The 15,518-nt window shown below is 69.6% G+C and carries 13 protein-coding genes; 7 read left to right on the top strand and 6 right to left on the bottom strand.

What is annotated here, in order from left to right:
* Window positions 1–4: 4 nt before the first annotated feature.
* The 3 genes from OP79_RS16120 to OP79_RS16110 form a co-directional block, all read right to left on the bottom strand.
* Window positions 5–931: an oxidoreductase gene (locus tag OP79_RS16120; protein ID WP_033320888.1), complete on the bottom strand. Its 927-nt coding sequence runs from the start codon at window positions 929–931 to the stop codon at window positions 5–7.
* A gap of 197 nt (window positions 932–1,128) precedes the next feature.
* On the bottom strand, window positions 1,129–3,201 hold the full coding sequence (locus OP79_RS16115; protein ID WP_425428573.1) for a SulP family inorganic anion transporter: 2,073 nt from the start codon (window positions 3,199–3,201) through the stop codon (window positions 1,129–1,131).
* A gap of 218 nt (window positions 3,202–3,419) precedes the next feature.
* A complete protein-coding gene (locus tag OP79_RS16110; RefSeq protein ID WP_033320887.1) occupies window positions 3,420–4,034 on the bottom strand; it encodes a carbonic anhydrase in 615 nt (204 codons plus the stop codon).
* 291 nt (window positions 4,035–4,325) lie between these two features.
* Here OP79_RS16110 and OP79_RS16105 point away from each other — a divergent pair, with 291 nt between their 5' ends.
* From OP79_RS16105 to OP79_RS16075, 7 genes are all read left to right on the top strand, one after another.
* The gene (locus OP79_RS16105) at window positions 4,326–5,285 is read left to right on the top strand and encodes a response regulator transcription factor (RefSeq protein WP_245685342.1); all 960 of its coding nucleotides are present in this window, start codon (window positions 4,326–4,328) and stop codon (window positions 5,283–5,285) included.
* On the top strand, window positions 5,282–6,796 hold the full coding sequence (locus OP79_RS16100; RefSeq protein WP_033320886.1) for a sensor histidine kinase: 1,515 nt from the start codon (window positions 5,282–5,284) through the stop codon (window positions 6,794–6,796). The genes OP79_RS16105 and OP79_RS16100 overlap by 4 nt, the downstream gene beginning before the upstream one ends.
* A 43-nt stretch (window positions 6,797–6,839) precedes the next feature.
* A complete protein-coding gene (locus tag OP79_RS16095) occupies window positions 6,840–7,175 on the top strand; it encodes a hypothetical protein (protein WP_033320885.1) in 336 nt (111 codons plus the stop codon).
* 218 nt (window positions 7,176–7,393) lie between these two features.
* Window positions 7,394–7,828 carry an LAETG motif-containing sortase-dependent surface protein gene (locus tag OP79_RS16090; protein ID WP_033320884.1) on the top strand — a complete coding sequence of 145 codons (435 nt, stop codon included), beginning with the start codon at window positions 7,394–7,396 and terminating at the stop codon, window positions 7,826–7,828.
* A gap of 390 nt (window positions 7,829–8,218) precedes the next feature.
* Window positions 8,219–8,818: a sulfite oxidase-like oxidoreductase gene (locus OP79_RS16085; RefSeq protein WP_033320883.1), complete on the top strand. Its 600-nt coding sequence runs from the start codon at window positions 8,219–8,221 to the stop codon at window positions 8,816–8,818.
* On the top strand, window positions 8,788–9,543 hold the full coding sequence (locus OP79_RS16080) for a ferredoxin reductase (RefSeq protein ID WP_033320882.1): 756 nt from the start codon (window positions 8,788–8,790) through the stop codon (window positions 9,541–9,543). Before OP79_RS16085 ends, OP79_RS16080 begins: the two co-directional genes overlap by 31 nt.
* A gap of 1 nt (window position 9,544) precedes the next feature.
* Window positions 9,545–9,838 carry a DUF6510 family protein gene (locus tag OP79_RS16075; RefSeq protein ID WP_051744693.1) on the top strand — a complete coding sequence of 98 codons (294 nt, stop codon included), beginning with the start codon at window positions 9,545–9,547 and terminating at the stop codon, window positions 9,836–9,838.
* A 165-nt stretch (window positions 9,839–10,003) separates the two neighbouring features.
* Here the strand turns inward: OP79_RS16075 and OP79_RS16070 are convergent, their stop codons facing one another.
* The 3 genes from OP79_RS16070 to OP79_RS16060 all read right to left on the bottom strand — a co-directional run bounded on the left by OP79_RS16070 (window position 10,004) and on the right by OP79_RS16060 (window position 15,463).
* Window positions 10,004–10,612 (bottom strand): GPP34 family phosphoprotein, encoded by a 609-nt coding sequence (locus OP79_RS16070; RefSeq protein ID WP_033320881.1) that lies wholly within the window; start codon window positions 10,610–10,612, stop codon window positions 10,004–10,006.
* A gap of 453 nt (window positions 10,613–11,065) precedes the next feature.
* Window positions 11,066–13,816 (bottom strand): pyruvate, phosphate dikinase, encoded by a 2,751-nt coding sequence (gene ppdK / locus OP79_RS16065; protein WP_051744692.1) that lies wholly within the window; start codon window positions 13,814–13,816, stop codon window positions 11,066–11,068.
* A 429-nt stretch (window positions 13,817–14,245) separates the two neighbouring features.
* Complete coding sequence (locus tag OP79_RS16060; protein ID WP_033320879.1) at window positions 14,246–15,463, bottom strand: ROK family protein; 1,218 nt, start codon at window positions 15,461–15,463, stop codon at window positions 14,246–14,248.
* Window positions 15,464–15,518: the final 55 nt, after the last annotated feature.

Raw genomic sequence — 15,518 nt, 5'->3', positions numbered from 1 at the left:
CCTCTCACACCTTCAAGGCGTCGTACGTCACTCCCGTGAGCCGTTCTGATTCCGCCCAGAGGCGTTCCCCCGCCGTGTCGTTGAGCGTCCACTTGGCGCGGCGGGACTTGGCGGGTGAGCCACGCCAGTCGGCGAACGAGGGGCCGGTGAAGGAGTCGGGTTCGACGCCGGGTGCGGTGGCCGCGTACAGGATGGGCCGGGCGCCGGCTTCGGCGGACTGGGCGAAGAAGCGGTTGCCGATCTGCATGAACAGTTCGGCGGCCTTGCGGCGCTCCATCCTGGGGCCTTTGGTCTGCAGGTTCGTGGCCGCGTAACCGGGGTGGGCGGCGGCCGCCACGACGTCCGAGCCGGTCGCGCCGAGGCGGCGGGCGAGTTCGTGCGTGAAGAGCAGGTTGGCCGTCTTGGAACGGGCGTAGGCGAGCCAACGGCTGTAGCGGCGCTCGCTGTTGAGGTCGTTGATGTCGATGTTGGCCACCGAGTGCATGGTGCTGGACACGGTGACGATCCGCGCGCCCGGCGTCTTCAGGAGCAGCGGCAACAGGAGTCCGGTGAGCGCGAAGTGCCCGAGGTGGTTGACCCCGAACTGGGTCTCGAAGCCGTCCGCTGTGCGTCCGTGGGGCAGGGCCATCACACCCGCGTTGTTGATGAGCAGGTCGAGCCGCTCGTGACCGTAGGAATCCGCGAACTCCCGTACGGATTCCAGGCGTCCGAGGTCGAGAGCCCTCAACTCGACCTGCGCGTCAGGGATTTCCCCAAGGATCCGGTCGCGAGCGCGGGCCCCCCGCTCCTCACTCCGGCAGGCGAGCACCACATGGGCCCCACGCCGGGCCAGCTCACGCGAGGTGGCCAGCCCGAGCCCACTGTTGGCACCGGTCACGACGGCGATGCGCCCGCCCTGGTCAGGGATGTCCTGCACACTCCAGCCGGCCATGACGGCTCCCTCTCGCTGTGCCCTGAGGACCCTCTCAACTCCGCATGAGACGTACGGTTTCAGGTTAGCGGCGGTTCCGCTTTTCTTCATGGGCTGGTTGGTGGCGGGCATGCACTCTGCGTAGGGGGTGAACACGTTCCCGGAAAGTGTCCACCCCCTACGCACGTGGTGCCCAGCAGAGGGGTTGGCCGACTGACTCAGACCCGGTCGGTCGTCGGCCTGCCGCGGCGGAACAGGGGCATGACGGGCGGCGGGGGCGTGCCGGGCATGGGCTCCGTGTCCAGGTAGAACCACTCGGCCGTTGGGCCCGGGACAGGGGCCGGATCCGCTGACCGGTCGGCGGTGGCTCGGTCGTGGGACGGATCGGTGAGCGGGTCGGCGTCCTGGGCGCGGTCCGTGGTCCAGGGGCGGCCGGTGTCCCATGCCTGGTCGGGGTCCCGTGCCCGGTCGGTGCCCCACGCCTGGTCGGGATCCCAGGTCGCAGGCCCGTCCAGAGCCGGGTTCGTTCCCCGGCCGGGGGCGGCGTCCCGGGCCGAGCCGGTGGACCCGTCCGCTTCCCAAGCGGGGCCGCTGGAGGAGTCCGCTTCCCAGGCCCGGTTCGTAACCCTCTCCCTCTCCCACGCCGGGCTCGCCGCCCCGACGGAGGTCGAAGCCTCTCCCCACGCCCGGTTCGCCTCCCCGTCAGGGGCGGCAGGGACCGAGGCAAGCACCCGCTCCCTCTCCGAATCAGGGCCCGGCGCCGATGCCGACGCCGAGACCCCGGCGGCAGCCGCCACTTCCGGCTCCGGCGACGGCGGCACCTTCGCCCCCGCCCCCGTAACCGCCGGCCCCGGCATGAGCAACTCCACCCGCAACCCCGCCCCCCGATGCTGCGCGACGAACTCGTCGATCTGACTGCGGCAGGCGTGGTCCAGGTGGGTCACTCCCGTGAGGTCGAGGCGGATGCGGGGCTTGCCGGAGGCAGCCGCGGACTCGAGGGCGTCGATCAGGCGCGGCAGGCGCAGGAACGTGGCGTTGCCCGCCATGACGACCTTCGCCGTGTCGTTGTCGATGTGCTGCCGGACGACCGTCTGCGACATCCGCAGCGCCGCCAGGATCACACCGGCCGCGAGGCCGATCAGTACGCCCTCAAGCAGCGCCGTGGCCACGATGACCAGCGTCGTGGTGGTCATCACCGCGAACTCGCCGCGGTCCTGCCGCCACATCTTCGGGAACTCCTCGGGCGCGAACAGCTTCCACCCGCTGTGGACGAGGACACCCGCGAGCACCGAGATCGGGATCAGCGCGAGTACCTGCGGCAGCAGCAGCGCGAAGGCGAGCAGCCACAGGCCGTGCAGCGTACGGGAGAGCCGGGTCTTGGCTCCGGCCTGCACATTGGCCGAGCTGCGGGCCACGACCGCCGTGATGGGCAGCGCTCCGAGGACGCCGGCCACCGTGTTTCCGGCGCCCTGGGCGATGAGTTCGGTGTTGTAGCGGGTGCGCGGGCCGTTGTGCATCCGGTCCACGGCCGCCGCGGTGAACAGGCTCTCCGCCGAGGCGATGACCGTGAAGGTGAGGATCGCGGTGATGATCCCGGCGTTGGCCAGGCCCGCGAACTGCTCCGCCCCCGGCACCTGGACGGAAGCCAGCAGGTTGCCCACCTGGAGCGTCTTCACGTCCACGCCCGGCAGCGAGGCCACCCCGATACCGATGCCCACGGCCACGAGCGCCGCCGGGACCTTCTTCACCGGCCCCGGCATCTTCTTCCACATGAAGCTGAGCACGATCGTCACGATGCCGAGCAGCGCCGCGATCCCCGCCTGGGGGTTCGCCAGGGTGTCCACGACAAGGCCGGGAACTCCGGCGATGTTCTCGATCGGCATGCCGGGCGCCTTGGCGTCGGCCATCGGGTACGCCTGGCTGAACATCAGCGGCAGTCCGATCCCGGCGAGCATGCCCTGGACGACGGCAAGGGAGATCGCCTGGAACATGCGGCCGAGCCTGACCATCCCCAGAATGATCTGCAGGATGCCGGAGAAGAGAACGATCACGCCGAGCATGGCGACGCCGAACTCCATCACCGTCTCCGCGACCAGCGCGGCGAGCCCGGCGGCCGGTCCGCTGACCTGGAGCGTGCTGCCCCGGGCCGCCCCGACCACCAGTCCGCCGATGACCCCGGAGATGATCCCCAGCTCGGCGGGCACCCCGGACGCCACGGCCACCCCGATGCACAGCGGCAACGCGACGAGGAACACGACGAGCGAAGCGGTGATCTCGGTGGCGAAGTCCACGCCACCGCCACCGCCATCGTCTCCGCCGCGCCCCTTGCGCAAGCTCGGGGAAGTCGGAGGACCAGCAGGACCGGCAGACCCCTCCTCGGTACTTCGGGCCCCCGGAGGGTTCTGAGGGCTCTGACTGCGAGGGCTCGTGGTCTCCATCGTGAGCGTCGACGACGAAGACCTCGAGTCTCCCGTACCGCGTCCGCGCGCCCGCCGCGCATGCTGCCCGCTCATGACGCGTGCACCCGGAACAGACCGTCCTCGTCCAGCTCCTGGACCTGGCCGGTGTCGATCTCGTAGTACCAGCCGTGCAGCCGTAGCCGCCCGGAGTCCAGGAGTTGACGGGCCGTCGGGTACTCGCGCAGTGCGGCCAACTGGTTGCGCACGTTCATCTGCACGACCTCCCGCAGAGCCGGGTCCTCGGGCTCGACGGCGTCCCCCAGCAGTGAGGTGAGCCCCGGCCGGGCGAGGTCGAGCCAGGCGTCCACCCGCGGCAGCGCGGAGAGATCCGCGCCGTGCTTCAGCGCACCCATGGCGCCGCAGTGGGAATGGCCACACACCACGACGTCCTGAACGCCGAGCACCTCCAGTGCGTACTCGATGGTGGCGGCCTCGCCGGAGGCCGCTCCGTGCTCATCGTGCGGCGGCACGATATTGCCCGCATTGCGCAGCTCGAATATCTCGCCGGGCCTTGCGCCGGTGATCAGAGCGGGTATCACCCGCGAGTCCGAGCAGGTGATGAACAGCGCTTCCGGAAATTGACCTTCGGCCAGCTTCCGGTATTCACCGCTCTCGAAGTCGACCCGGCGCTTGAACGACCGGGCGCGATCCAGCAATGCCTTCACGTTTCCTCCCTCAAACCTGTTCTGAACTGGCCTTATGAACCGTATGGGAGACCTGGCCAGAGAAAGGTTAAGGGGACACTAAGGCGACACCAGGTTTGCCACATATTTCAGCCAGGCACCTCACCGAAGCCGCCGGAACCAGTCGAATCGGACAGATACAAGCGCTTACTGAGCGCCTTTTCACAAACCCCGCATTCATGGGACACGCACATGAGGAGTCTTGTAGCGTGGCGACTCCACAGCACGGGATTCGTGTTGTCCGGATTCATGTTTCATGGAGAGACAGGACGCATGGGCGTACGAGTGCTGCTCATCGAGGACGACGAGACGATCGCCGAACCGCTGACCGAGGGGCTGCGCCACTTCGGGCTGACGGTCAGCCATGTCGCCACCGGCGCCGACGGGCTGAGAGGACCGCACGGCGACGTCGTCCTGCTGGACCTGGGCCTGCCCGACCTGGACGGCATCGACGTCTGCCGCGGCATCCGCCAGACCTCCGACGTGCCCATCATCATCCTCAGCGCGCGCGGCGAGGAGGCCGACCGTGTGCTGGGTCTGGAGCTCGGTGCGGACGACTATCTGGCGAAACCGTTCAGCATCCGCGAACTCGTCGCCCGCATCCGAGCCGTGACGCGCCGGCTGCACCGCGCGGGGGCGCCGGGCGACGCAACTCCCGCGGCGGGTACGTACGTTGGTCCCGCAGCCGGTACGTACATTCCTGATCCGTACGCGCCCCAGTCGGCGACGTACGATCCGAACGCGTACGAACCTGCCGTGCCCGCGTACGACCCGGGCGCCTACGAACCGCCCAGGCCAGGGGCCTACGAACCGCCCCGGTACGAGCAGTCCCCGCCCGACCCCGGCGAGCCGGCGGGCGACGCCCCGGCGCCCGGACCGCTCGTGGTGGACCGGCGGACGCGGCAGGTCTGGGTGGGCGAGGTGCCGGTCCCTCTCACCCCCAAGGAGTTCGAACTGCTCGCGCTGCTCTCCGAGGACCCCGGCGCGGTGTACTCGCGGCAGCAGATCCTCAACCGGGTCTGGGACACGCACTATCAGGGCCCGACCAAGACCCTGGACGTGCATGTCGCCACCCTGCGCCGCAAGCTCGGCGACCCGGCGTGGATCCAGACGCTGCGCGGGGTGGGGTTCCGGCTCGCCGTACGCACCCCGGGTCGGTCGAGCCCGGGGCGCGGCGGCCACGACGAAGCCTCCGACAACCCCGAAACCTCCGAGGAGGCCGCGGTGTCATGACCCGCCGTCTGCTGCTGACCTACCTCAGCCTCGCCACCTTCGTCCTGCTGTGCCTGGAGATCCCGTTGGGGATCGTCTACTCGCGGGCCGAGCGGGAACGAATCGTCAACTCCGCCGTCGACGAGGCCGAGTCGGTGGCCGCGTTCGCCGCACTGTCCCTCTCGGCGGGGCGGAAGGGCGAGCTCGACAAGCGAGTCGTCCACTGCGCCGAGCGTATCGGCGGACAGGTGGTCGTCCTCGACGCGGACGGCGATCTGCTGGCCACCTCGCATCCGCTGTCCGATCCGGAGAAACGCGAACTTCCGTCGCGTACCGAAGTGGCCGCCGCACTCGACGGCACGGCCACCAGCGATGTCCGTACGTCCACCATGGGCGGCGTGCAGTATCTGTCCGTCGCCGCCCCGGTCGTCGCGCCCGGCGGGCCTCAGGCAGCGGGCGACGAGCGGGCGCGGGGCGCGGTGCGGATCACGCTGCCCACGGAGATGGTCGCCGACCGGGTCGGCCGGGTGTGGCTGCTGCTGGGGTTCACCGGATGCTCGGCCCTGACCGCGGTCGCCGCGCTGGCCTTCGCGTTCGCCCGGTGGGCCGGGCGCCCCATCCGCCAACTCGAGGAGGCCACACACCAGTTGGCCGACGGCGGCCAGGCGACTCCGGTGGCGGTCACCTCCGGCCCGCCGGAAATACGCAGCCTGGCGGCGGCCTTCAACCGGACCGCCGCCCGCCTCGAACACCTCCTGGCCTCACAACGCGCCTTCGCCGGCGAGGCCTCGCACCAGCTGAAGACCCCGCTCGCGGCCCTGCGGCTGCGGCTGGAGAACCTGGAGCCCGACACGGCCCAGGGCGCCCGGGGCAGCCTCGCCGCCGCCGTGACCGAGACGGACCGGCTGTCGCGGATGGTCGAGGGGCTGCTGGCGATGGCCCGCCTCGAGGACAGCGCGGCGAGCCCGGGTCCGGTCGACGTGGGCGAGATCTGTGCGGAACGGCACCGGACGTGGGCGCCGTTGTTCGAGCGGCACGATGTCTCGCTCGTACTGTTCGCCGGCAGCATGGGTCAGGTGCTCGCGCTCCCGGGAGCGGTGGAGCAGATCCTGGACAACCTGCTCTCCAACGCCCTTCGGGCTTCACCGCCCGGCAGCACCGTGTCGATGGAGCTCCGTCTCTCGGCACCCGCCCGTCGGCACCCCCTGCACCATCTCCACCACCTCCGCGAAAGCCGCGCCTCCTGGGTCGACCTGCACGTCACGGACGAGGGCCCCGGCATGAGCCCGGAACAGCGCAGCCGCGCCTTCGACCGCTTCTGGCGCGCCCCCGGAGCCCCCAAGGGCGGCACCGGCCTCGGCCTCTCCCTGGTCCAACGCCTCGCCCACGCCAGCGGCGGCGAGGTGACCCTGCACGCCGCGGCGACCGGTGGCCTGGACGCGGTGGTCCGTCTCCCGTCCGCGCAATCGCACGAGCCGCTGGCCGGAAAACCCGGGCCCCGCCGCCGCGAGGCCCCGGCGCTGCCCGCCTGACGTAACCTGGCGCCGACGACTCGGGCGGAGGTGCCGGACGTACATGCGCGAGACCGATCCGCACATCCACGTCGAGGAGAAGGTGGCGCAGGCCGGCGCCGCCCACCGCAACACGATCGCGTCGACGCTTGGCCGCGTGCCCGACGCGCCGAGCGTCGTCACCACCGGTTGCGCACGCCGGGTGCCGTACGCGATGACCTCTCCCCACCCGGAACGCGTCACCTGCCTGGCCTGCCGGGAACACGCCCACCGGGAGCATCTGCGCTTCGCCGACCAGGTCGAACGCCTGAGCCGGATGCCCGGCGCGATCATCACCGGCGACCAGGCGGCCGAGGCCGCGCAGTGGCACCGGGACCTGGCGAGAAGGTTCTCCGGCTGATTCTCGGGTTGAACGCGGCGGTGTTCGCACGCCCCGAGGTTTACAAAGCCGTACCCCATGAGCGGAGAGTTACCTTCCAGTCACGTCACGTTCGCATCACGGGTCCTTCATATCGCCTCCACATCGGCAGCCCCTCAATACGTTGATCACCTCAAATCTGCTCGATCGCCACTTCGTGATCACGCGTACGGATATCCGCACATATCTGGGGGCTCTCCATGAACCTGTTCCGCAGACCTGCCGCCGTGGCCGTCGCAGCCCTGGCGCTGGCCGCCCTGCCGGCGACCGCCGAGGCCCATGACGGCGATCACCCGTTCAAGAACTGCACCGAGGCGTACGACAACGGGTACTCCAACATCCTCGAGGGCGACGAGCACTACGCCGAACGCCTCGACCGCGACAAGGACGGCATCGGCTGCGACCAGCCGCCCGCGGGCTTCGTCCCGGCCGAGGACAACACCGGCGACGAGGACGAGAGCGCCGGAGCCGACGAGTCCAACGGCACGGACGACACCGCGGGCGACCAGGGCACCGACCTGGCCGCGACGGGCGGCAGCAGCGCGACCCCCTACCTCGCGGGCGGCGGTGCGGCCGTCCTGCTCGCCGGCGGCGGCGTACTGCTGGCGGCCCGTAAGCGCCGCACCACCCGCTGATCTGTGGTCGCCTGACAGGACGACGGAATGACCGACGGACTCCGCTGGGTGTCGAGGCGTATCCCTTCGGCTACAGCCTCGTCTTTTACGCGGACCTCGCGCCGAGGAGGTACTCGTACGACTCGGTGCCCGGCGAGAGTCCGTCTTCTCGCTGACCCTGGAGCAGGCCCGTCCCGGACGTCTTGATTCTGTTGATGTGACCCTCGACGGCGCCGGAGCTGTAGGACAGGGTGAGGTCGACGGTGATGGCGTGGAGGTCCTGGCGTCAGTCGTGAATGATGAAGCCCCGCTGCGTGTGCCGCCGTATCGCTTCTTCCTCCGCCAGATGCTCTGATGGGCCATGTCATGAACAATGGCGGATGGTGCACCTTCGGAGAAGGGCGGCACAGCATGGCCATCGTTTCGCGCGGATTCCGCGGCCGACCAGGCGATACGCACCATAAACTGCCTCCCGGGCAATACGAGACCACCGACTTCCCGGTACTGTCCGCCGGGCCCACGCCGAGGGTCGACCCTGACGCGTGGGAGTTCACCATCCGCACCGAGACGGGCGCGCGGCACAGCTGGAACTGGGCTCAGGTCATGGCGTTGCCCAGCCAGACGCCGACGGTGGACCTGCACTGCGTCACGAAGTGGTCCAAGTTCGCCACCGAGTGGCAGGGCGTCTCCCTGGATGTCCTGCTGGAGGACGTGGAGACCGCTGCCGACTTCGCGCTCGTCCACTCCTACGGTGGCTACACGACCAACCTGCCCCTGGAGGACCTGCTCGACGGGAAGGCGTGGCTCGCCTACCGCTACGACGGGGAGGAGCTGGCGCCCGAGCACGGCGGCCCGGCCAGGCTGCTGGTCCCGCACCTGTATCTGTGGAAGTCCGCGAAGTGGGTGCGCGGGATCCATCTGCTCCTCGAGGACGAACCGGGCTTCTGGGAGAGCGTCGGCTATCACGACTACGGGGACCCATGGCGCGAGCAGCGGTACCAGGGCGACTAGGCGACCGGCTGCGCTGGACGACGGCCCGGCTGGCCGACCGGCGCCCCGAGTCCGCCGCCGCGCACACCCTGGTCTTCGACGTACCCGGCTGGCCGGGGCATCTGGCGGGCCAGCATGTCGATGTGCGGCTCACCGCCGAGGATGGCTACAGCACACAGCGCAGCTACTCCCTGGCATCGGCGCCGGACGGCGAGCGCATCGAGCTGACCGTGCAGCGCGTCACCGACGGTGAGGTGTCCCCGTACCTCACGGACGAACTCGCGGTCGGAGACCTGGTGGAACTACGCGGACCGGTCGGCGGCTGGTTCGTGTGGCGCCCCGAGCAGAAGGAACCGGTCCTGCTCGTGGCCGGCGGCTCCGGCCTGGTGCCGCTGATGGCGATGATCCGCCACCGCCGCGCGGTCGGCAGCCGCGCACCCTTCCGGCTGGTGTACTCCGTGCGCACACCCACGGACCAGTTCTACGCACCGGAGTTGAGACGGGACGAGCCCGGCCTCGACAAGACGTACCTCTACACCCGCTCCACCCCACCGCAGTGGCCAAGACCTGCCGGGCGCCTCACCTCAGCAGACCTCACGCGCGCCGGGTGGCCGCCGGATTTCGAACCCACCTGCTACGTCTGCGGGCCCACCGGCTTCGTCGAAACGGCCGCCGACCTGCTGGTAGCCCTGGGCCACGCCCCTGACCGTATCCGCACCGAACGTTTCGGCCCCAGTGGAGGATGAAATGCCCCACAACCCCGACGAGGACCCTTACACCGGCCAGTACGAGGACGGCAACGCCCTGGCCGGGCCCCTCTCCGAAATCCTCGCGGTCGACCCGACCACCGCTCTCGGCCGCTGCACCGGCTGCGGCAGCGACTGGCCTCTGGCGCGGCTGCACGTCTACGCGCACGCCCCGGGATACGTCGGCCGCTGTCCCGACTGCGACCACGTGATCCTCCGCCTCGTCCGCAGCCCCGACAAAGCCTGGCTCGACCTCCGCGGCACCGTCGCCCTCACCTTCCCCCTCGGCACCTGACCGCTCAGAACGGACGGGGGGATCGCTCCTTCCGGGCGACGTTCCCCGTGATCTCGCGGTCGGGAGCCCTGGTGGCCGGCCACCACGGTGGCCCCGTTGTGGCGGCCTGCTGGCGAACACTCTCCTGGCCAGGACTTGGCTGTGCAGAGTGCGCCCAGCGGGTTCCTATTCACCCCGCCAGATGTTGTCGAAGGCCGCTTCGTCGAGGGCTCGCCGCTGCCGTTCGGCCTCCAGACCCCTTACCGCATCATGGACGGCGGCGAGCACTGTCGCCACGGCATCGTCGGCCACGCTCGGTGACTCTGCCGTCGGCTTGTCGCCAATCCCGACGGCCTCCGCGAGGGCGGCGATGATGGGCTCACCCGATGCATAGCGGTCAGCCGCGTGGCGGCGTGCGGGCGAATCCACCAGCACCACGTGAGTGGGCTGGAAGATCATCCAGCGGCGGTGGCGTTGCCGTCTGAGCTGCCCTGCCGCTTCAAGCGCGGCCAGATAGGCCGCGGACAGGTCGCGGCCCCTGCGCCACAGCCAGTCGTCGACTGAGTCGTGCGGCGCTTGTCGCGCGAGCGACGACACAGCCTCGTCCAACATCCGATCAGCCACGGCGTGCCGGTCACTCGGCACGATGTGATCACCGGCCAGTGTGATGGCTTGGGCATCCAGGAGGTCGATCAGCTCGGCACCCGCCAGCGCAAGTGACAGATCGCCTCGTTCCGGGGCGCGACTGGCCGCCACATCCATGGCGATGATCAAAAGGTCCCGCGGCGTGGTCATGAATGACTCCACTCACCTCAAGGAGCTGGAGGCGAGCGACGCGGTGCGCCAGGTGTACCTCGGCCCGCCGGCAACACTCCGTACGAGCCTACGGAGCGAGGACGACAGCCGCACCCCAAGTGAGCAGCCACCGGGCATTTCGTCACCTTCGAGCCCCTCGTCGGAACGCGGAGACCCCACAGGTCACCGAGCCAGTCCCCGATCCTGCTGCTCGCCGAGGAGAGACGGAGTCAGGTGCCCCGGACAGCCTGTGACGGCCGGTCTTGCTCGGCGCTCCTGCACACAGTGCGCTGACCTCGGCCGTCACGCCGAGAGGGCGGCGCCTCCGCACAGGCGCCGCCCTCTTTCCTTTCACGCACCGGAGCCGCCATCGCGTCGGTGAGGGTCGGGGTGACCGACGGCGGCTCCGGAGTCCGGAGGAGCAGCGGTGATCGCTGCCCCTCGACGTGGGGGTCAGCGGTGGTCGCTGCCCTTCGACGAGGATGCCGCGCGGCCGGCCTCAAGCCGCGCCACCGGAATCCGGAACGGCGAGCAGGACACGTAGTCCAGTCCCACCTCGTGGAAGAAGTGGACCGACTCCGGGTCGCCGCCGTGCTCGCCGCAGACGCCGAGTTTCAGGTCGGGGCGGGTGGCGCGACCGGCCTCGGCGGCGAGCTTCACCAGGGAGCCGACGCCGTCCTTGTCGATCGTCTCGAAGGGGGAGACGCCGAAGATGCCCTTCTCCAGGTACGCCGTGAAGAACGAGGCCTCCACGTCATCCCGGCTGAAGCCCCACACCGTCTGCGTCAGGTCGTTCGTGCCGAAGGAGAAGAACTCGGCCGCCTCCGCGATCTGGCCCGCCGTCAGCGCGGCCCGCGGCAGTTCGATCATCGTGCCGATCGACAGCTTCAGGTCCGTGCCCGTCGCCGCCTCGACCTCCGCGACGACCTGGTCGGCCTCCTCGCGGACGATCTCCAGCTCCTGGACCGTGCCGACCAGCGGGATCATGATCTCGGCCCGCGGGTCGCCCTTGGCGTTCTTGCGCTCCGCCGCGGCCTCGGCGATCGCCCGTACCTGCATGGTGAACAGGCCGGGGATGACCAGGCCCAGGCGTACGCCGCGCAGACCCAGCATCGGGTTCTGCTCGTGCAGGCGGTGCACCGCCTGGAGGAGGCGGAGGAGGTTCTCGTGCGGCTCCTGGCGGGACTCCGCCAGGGCGACCCGGACCGAGAGCTCGGTGATGTCGGGCAGGAACTCGTGCAGCGGCGGGTCGAGGAGACGGACCGTCACCGGCAGGCCGTCCATCGCCGAGAACAGCTCCACGAAGTCCTGCTTCTGCAGCGGCAGCAGCTGCTTCAGCGACTCCTCGCGCTCGACCTCCGTGTCGGCCAGGATGAGGCGCTCGACCAGCTCACGACGGTCACCGAGGAACATGTGCTCCGTGCGGCACAGGCCGATGCCCTGCGCGCCGAAGCGACGGGCGCGCATCGCGTCCTCGGCGTTGTCCGCGTTGGCGCGCACCCGCAGGCGACGCTTGCGGTCGGCGAACGCCATGATCCGGTGCACGGCCTCGACCAGTTCGTCGGCGTCCTGGGCGCCCGCGTGCATCCGGCCCTCGAAGTACTCCACGACGGGAGACGGGACGACCGGGACCTCGCCCAGGTAGACCTTGCCCGACGACCCGTCGATCGAGATCAGGTCGCCCTCCTCCACCACATGACCGCCCGGGACAGTCATCCGACGGCGCTTGGTGTCGACCTCGAGCTCCTCCGCGCCGCACACACACGTCTTGCCCATGCCGCGCGCCACCACGGCGGCGTGCGAGGTCTTGCCGCCCCGCGACGTCAGAATCCCCTCCGCCGCGATCATGCCGTCCAGGTCGTCCGGGTTCGTCTCGCGGCGGACCAGGATCACCTTCTCGCCCGAACGCGACCACTTCACCGCCGTGTACGAGTCGAAGACCGCCTTGCCGACCGCCGCACCCGGCGACGCCGCGATGCCCCGGCCGACCGTCTGGACCTTCGTGTCCTCGTCGAAGCGAGGGAACATCAGCTGCGCGAGCTGAGCGCCCGTGACGCGCTGCAGCGCCTCGGCCTCGTCGATCAGCCCCTGGTCCACCAGCTGGGTCGCGATACGGAAGGCCGCACCCGCCGTCCGCTTGCCGACGCGCGTCTGGAGCATCCACAACTGGCCGCGCTCGATGGTGAATTCGATGTCGCAGAGATCCTTGTAGTGGTTCTCCAGGGTCGACATGATCTGCATCAGCTGGTCGTACGACTTCTTGTCGATCTTCTCCAGATCGGCGAGCGGGACCGTGTTGCGGATGCCGGCCACGACGTCCTCGCCCTGCGCGTTCTGCAGGTAGTCGCCGTACACGCCCTGGTGGCCGGAGGCCGGGTCGCGGGTGAAGGCGACGCCCGTACCCGAGTCCGGGCCGAGGTTGCCGAAGACCATCGAGCAGACGTTGACGGCCGTGCCGAGGTCGTGCGGGATGCGCTCCTGGCGGCGGTAGAGCTTCGCGCGGTCGGTGTTCCACGAGTCGAAGACCGCGTGGATGGCGAGGTCCATCTGCTCGCGCGGGTCCTGCGGGAAGTCACGCCCGGCCTCGGTCTTGACGATCTTCTTGAACTTGGTGACGAGCTTCTTCAGGTCGGCCGCTTCGAGTTCGGTGTCGACCGTGACCTTCTTGGCCTCCTTCGCCGCCTCCAGCGCGTCCTCGAAGAGTTCGCCCTCGACGCCGAGGACGGTCTTGCCGAACATCTGGATGAGCCTGCGGTACGAGTCCCAGGCGAAGCGCTCATCACCGGCCTGCTGGGCCAGGCCCTGGACCGACTTGTCGGAGAGCCCGATGTTCAGGACGGTGTCCATCATGCCCGGCATGGAGAACTTCGCCCCTGAACGGACCGATACGAGCAGGGGGTTGTCGGCCTGCCCGAGCTTCTTGCCCATCGCCTCTTCGAGCGCGTCGAGGTGTGCGCTCACCTCGTCACGCAGTGCCGCCGGCTCCTCGCCACTGTCGAGGTACGTCTTGCAGGCCTCGGTGGTGATCGTGAAGCCCGGTGGGACGGGAAGACCCAGGTTGGTCATCTCGGCGAGGTTCGCGCCTTTGCCGCCGAGGAGGTCCTTGAGGTCCTTGTTGCCTTCGGTGAAGTCGTAAACGAACTTCACTCCGCCGACAACACTGTCGCCGCTACCAGTTACGTGGGGATCTTTGTTTTCCGACACGGATCTCGACTCCTCGAGGACGCGCTGGCTGCCCTGACGGCGAGAACATACCCAGATCGAAGGTACCTCGGTACGTCCACTTGCGCGTCATGCGGCCGTAACCGCTCGTCCGCCAACAGATCGCAAGTCAAGACCTGGCAATGAGTCGGAAGTTGGTGTTTTCACTTCCCGAACGAGTCAACGCCCGTAGACCCCCTAAGGTGCTCACATGAGCGGCACTCCGTACGTGTGAGTTCACATCGTGAACGATCAAAGGGTGGCACTCAGTGCCACCCTTTGGAGAAGTGCAGTTGCCCAAGATCCGCTCATCTGAGCGCAACCCTTATCAAGGGTGGCAAGAATCACGCCGATTCGAGCGGCCAGATTTCACCATGCGGACGCGTACGCGGACCGTAACGCGGATGTCACACGCCGATCCGCACTCACACCTCACATGCCCATCGCCCGCAGTCGCTCCTCCGCCCGCCCGGGCGCGTACAGGTGCTCCACCACCAGCAGCCCCGCCCCCACCAGGCCCGCCCGGTCCCCGAGCCGTGAGGTGACCACGTCCAGGTGGGCGGTGGAGCGGGGCAGGGCACGCTGGTAGAGCAGCTCGCGTACGCCCGTGAGGAACGGGGTTCCGGCCAGATCCCCGGCGATCATCAGCACTCCGGGGTTGAGGAGCGTCACCACGGTCGCCAGTACGTCGCCGACCTGCCGCCCGGCGTCTCGCGCGAGCGCCACCGCCCCCGGATGCCCGGCGGTCAGCAGATCCCGCACATCTGAGCCGGAGGAAGCCGGCACGCCGGTCTCCGCGAGCCGCCGCGCCACGGCACCGCCACTGGCGACGGCGGCGAGACAGCCGTACGAACCGCACTTGCACAAGGTGTCGGCGCCCTCCGGGACTCGTATATGCCCGATGTCCCCGGCGCCTCCGTCTATGCCCCGGTAGATGGTGCCGCCGACGACGACGCCCGCGCCGATGCCGGTGGAGACCTTGATCAGGACGAAGGCCGAACAGTCCGGGTGGCCGGTGCGCTGTTCGCCGTACGCCATGAGGTTGGCGTCGTTGTCCACAAGTACGGGGACGGATTCGGCGCCCGTGTGCTCGGCGAAGGAGCGGGCCAGCCGGGTTCTTATGTCGTAGCCGTCCCAGCCGGGCATCATCGGCGGCTGGACCACGCGGCCGGTGTCGCTGTCGACCGGCCCTGGCACGGACAGCCCGATCCCGCACACCTCGTGCGCCCGGTGCCCGGCCTTCTCCAGCAGCTCGCCGAACCAGCGGCCGAGTTCGCCGAGCACCACGTCCGGGCCGTCCTCGATGAGCAGCGACCCCGTGTGCTCGGCCAGCAGCTCGCCGGTGAGGGAGAGGACCGCGGTGCGCGCGTGCCGGGTGTCGAGGTCGGCGGCGAGGACGACGGCATGTGAGTCATCGAACTCAAGTCGGACCGAGGGCCGGCCGCCGAGCGGCGAGTCCACCGGGCCCGCGGCGCCCTCGCGCAGCCAGCCCGCCCGGAAGAGCCGGTCCAGGCGCTGGCCGACCGTGGCCCGGGACAGGCCCGTGACCTGCTGCAAGGCACCGCGTGTGGTGGCACGCCCGCTGCGCACCAGCGCCAGCAGCTCGCCGGCGCTCGCCTGGCTGCCCGCCCTTGTGGCCCGTCCTGCCATACCGGTCCTCCCGGCGTTCCCGGTCATGCACACCCTCTTGCATTCCTCAACTCTG

The sequence above is a fragment of the Streptomyces yerevanensis genome (assembly GCF_000716805.1).
Taxonomy (GTDB): domain Bacteria; phylum Actinomycetota; class Actinomycetes; order Streptomycetales; family Streptomycetaceae; genus Streptomyces; species Streptomyces flaveus.
This window is presented reverse-complemented; position numbering and strand designations above follow the sequence as displayed.

Bases quoted from the DNA above. Each gene is read 5' to 3' on its own strand.
- OP79_RS16120 (WP_033320888.1), bottom strand. From the start codon at position 931: ATGGCCGGCTGGAGTGTGCAGGACATCCCTGACCAGGGCGGGCGCATC.
- OP79_RS16105 (WP_245685342.1), top strand. From the start codon at position 4,326: ATGGGCGTACGAGTGCTGCTCATCGAGGACGACGAGACGATCGCCGAA.
- OP79_RS16100 (WP_033320886.1), top strand. From the start codon at position 5,282: ATGACCCGCCGTCTGCTGCTGACCTACCTCAGCCTCGCCACCTTCGTC.
- OP79_RS16095 (WP_033320885.1), top strand. From the start codon at position 6,840: ATGCGCGAGACCGATCCGCACATCCACGTCGAGGAGAAGGTGGCGCAG.
- OP79_RS16090 (WP_033320884.1), top strand. From the start codon at position 7,394: ATGAACCTGTTCCGCAGACCTGCCGCCGTGGCCGTCGCAGCCCTGGCG.
- OP79_RS16085 (WP_033320883.1), top strand. From the start codon at position 8,219: ATGGCCATCGTTTCGCGCGGATTCCGCGGCCGACCAGGCGATACGCAC.
- OP79_RS16080 (WP_033320882.1), top strand. From the start codon at position 8,788: ATGGCGCGAGCAGCGGTACCAGGGCGACTAGGCGACCGGCTGCGCTGG.
- OP79_RS16075 (WP_051744693.1), top strand. From the start codon at position 9,545: ATGCCCCACAACCCCGACGAGGACCCTTACACCGGCCAGTACGAGGAC.
- OP79_RS16070 (WP_033320881.1), bottom strand. From the start codon at position 10,612: ATGACCACGCCGCGGGACCTTTTGATCATCGCCATGGATGTGGCGGCC.
- OP79_RS16060 (WP_033320879.1), bottom strand. From the start codon at position 15,463: ATGGCAGGACGGGCCACAAGGGCGGGCAGCCAGGCGAGCGCCGGCGAG.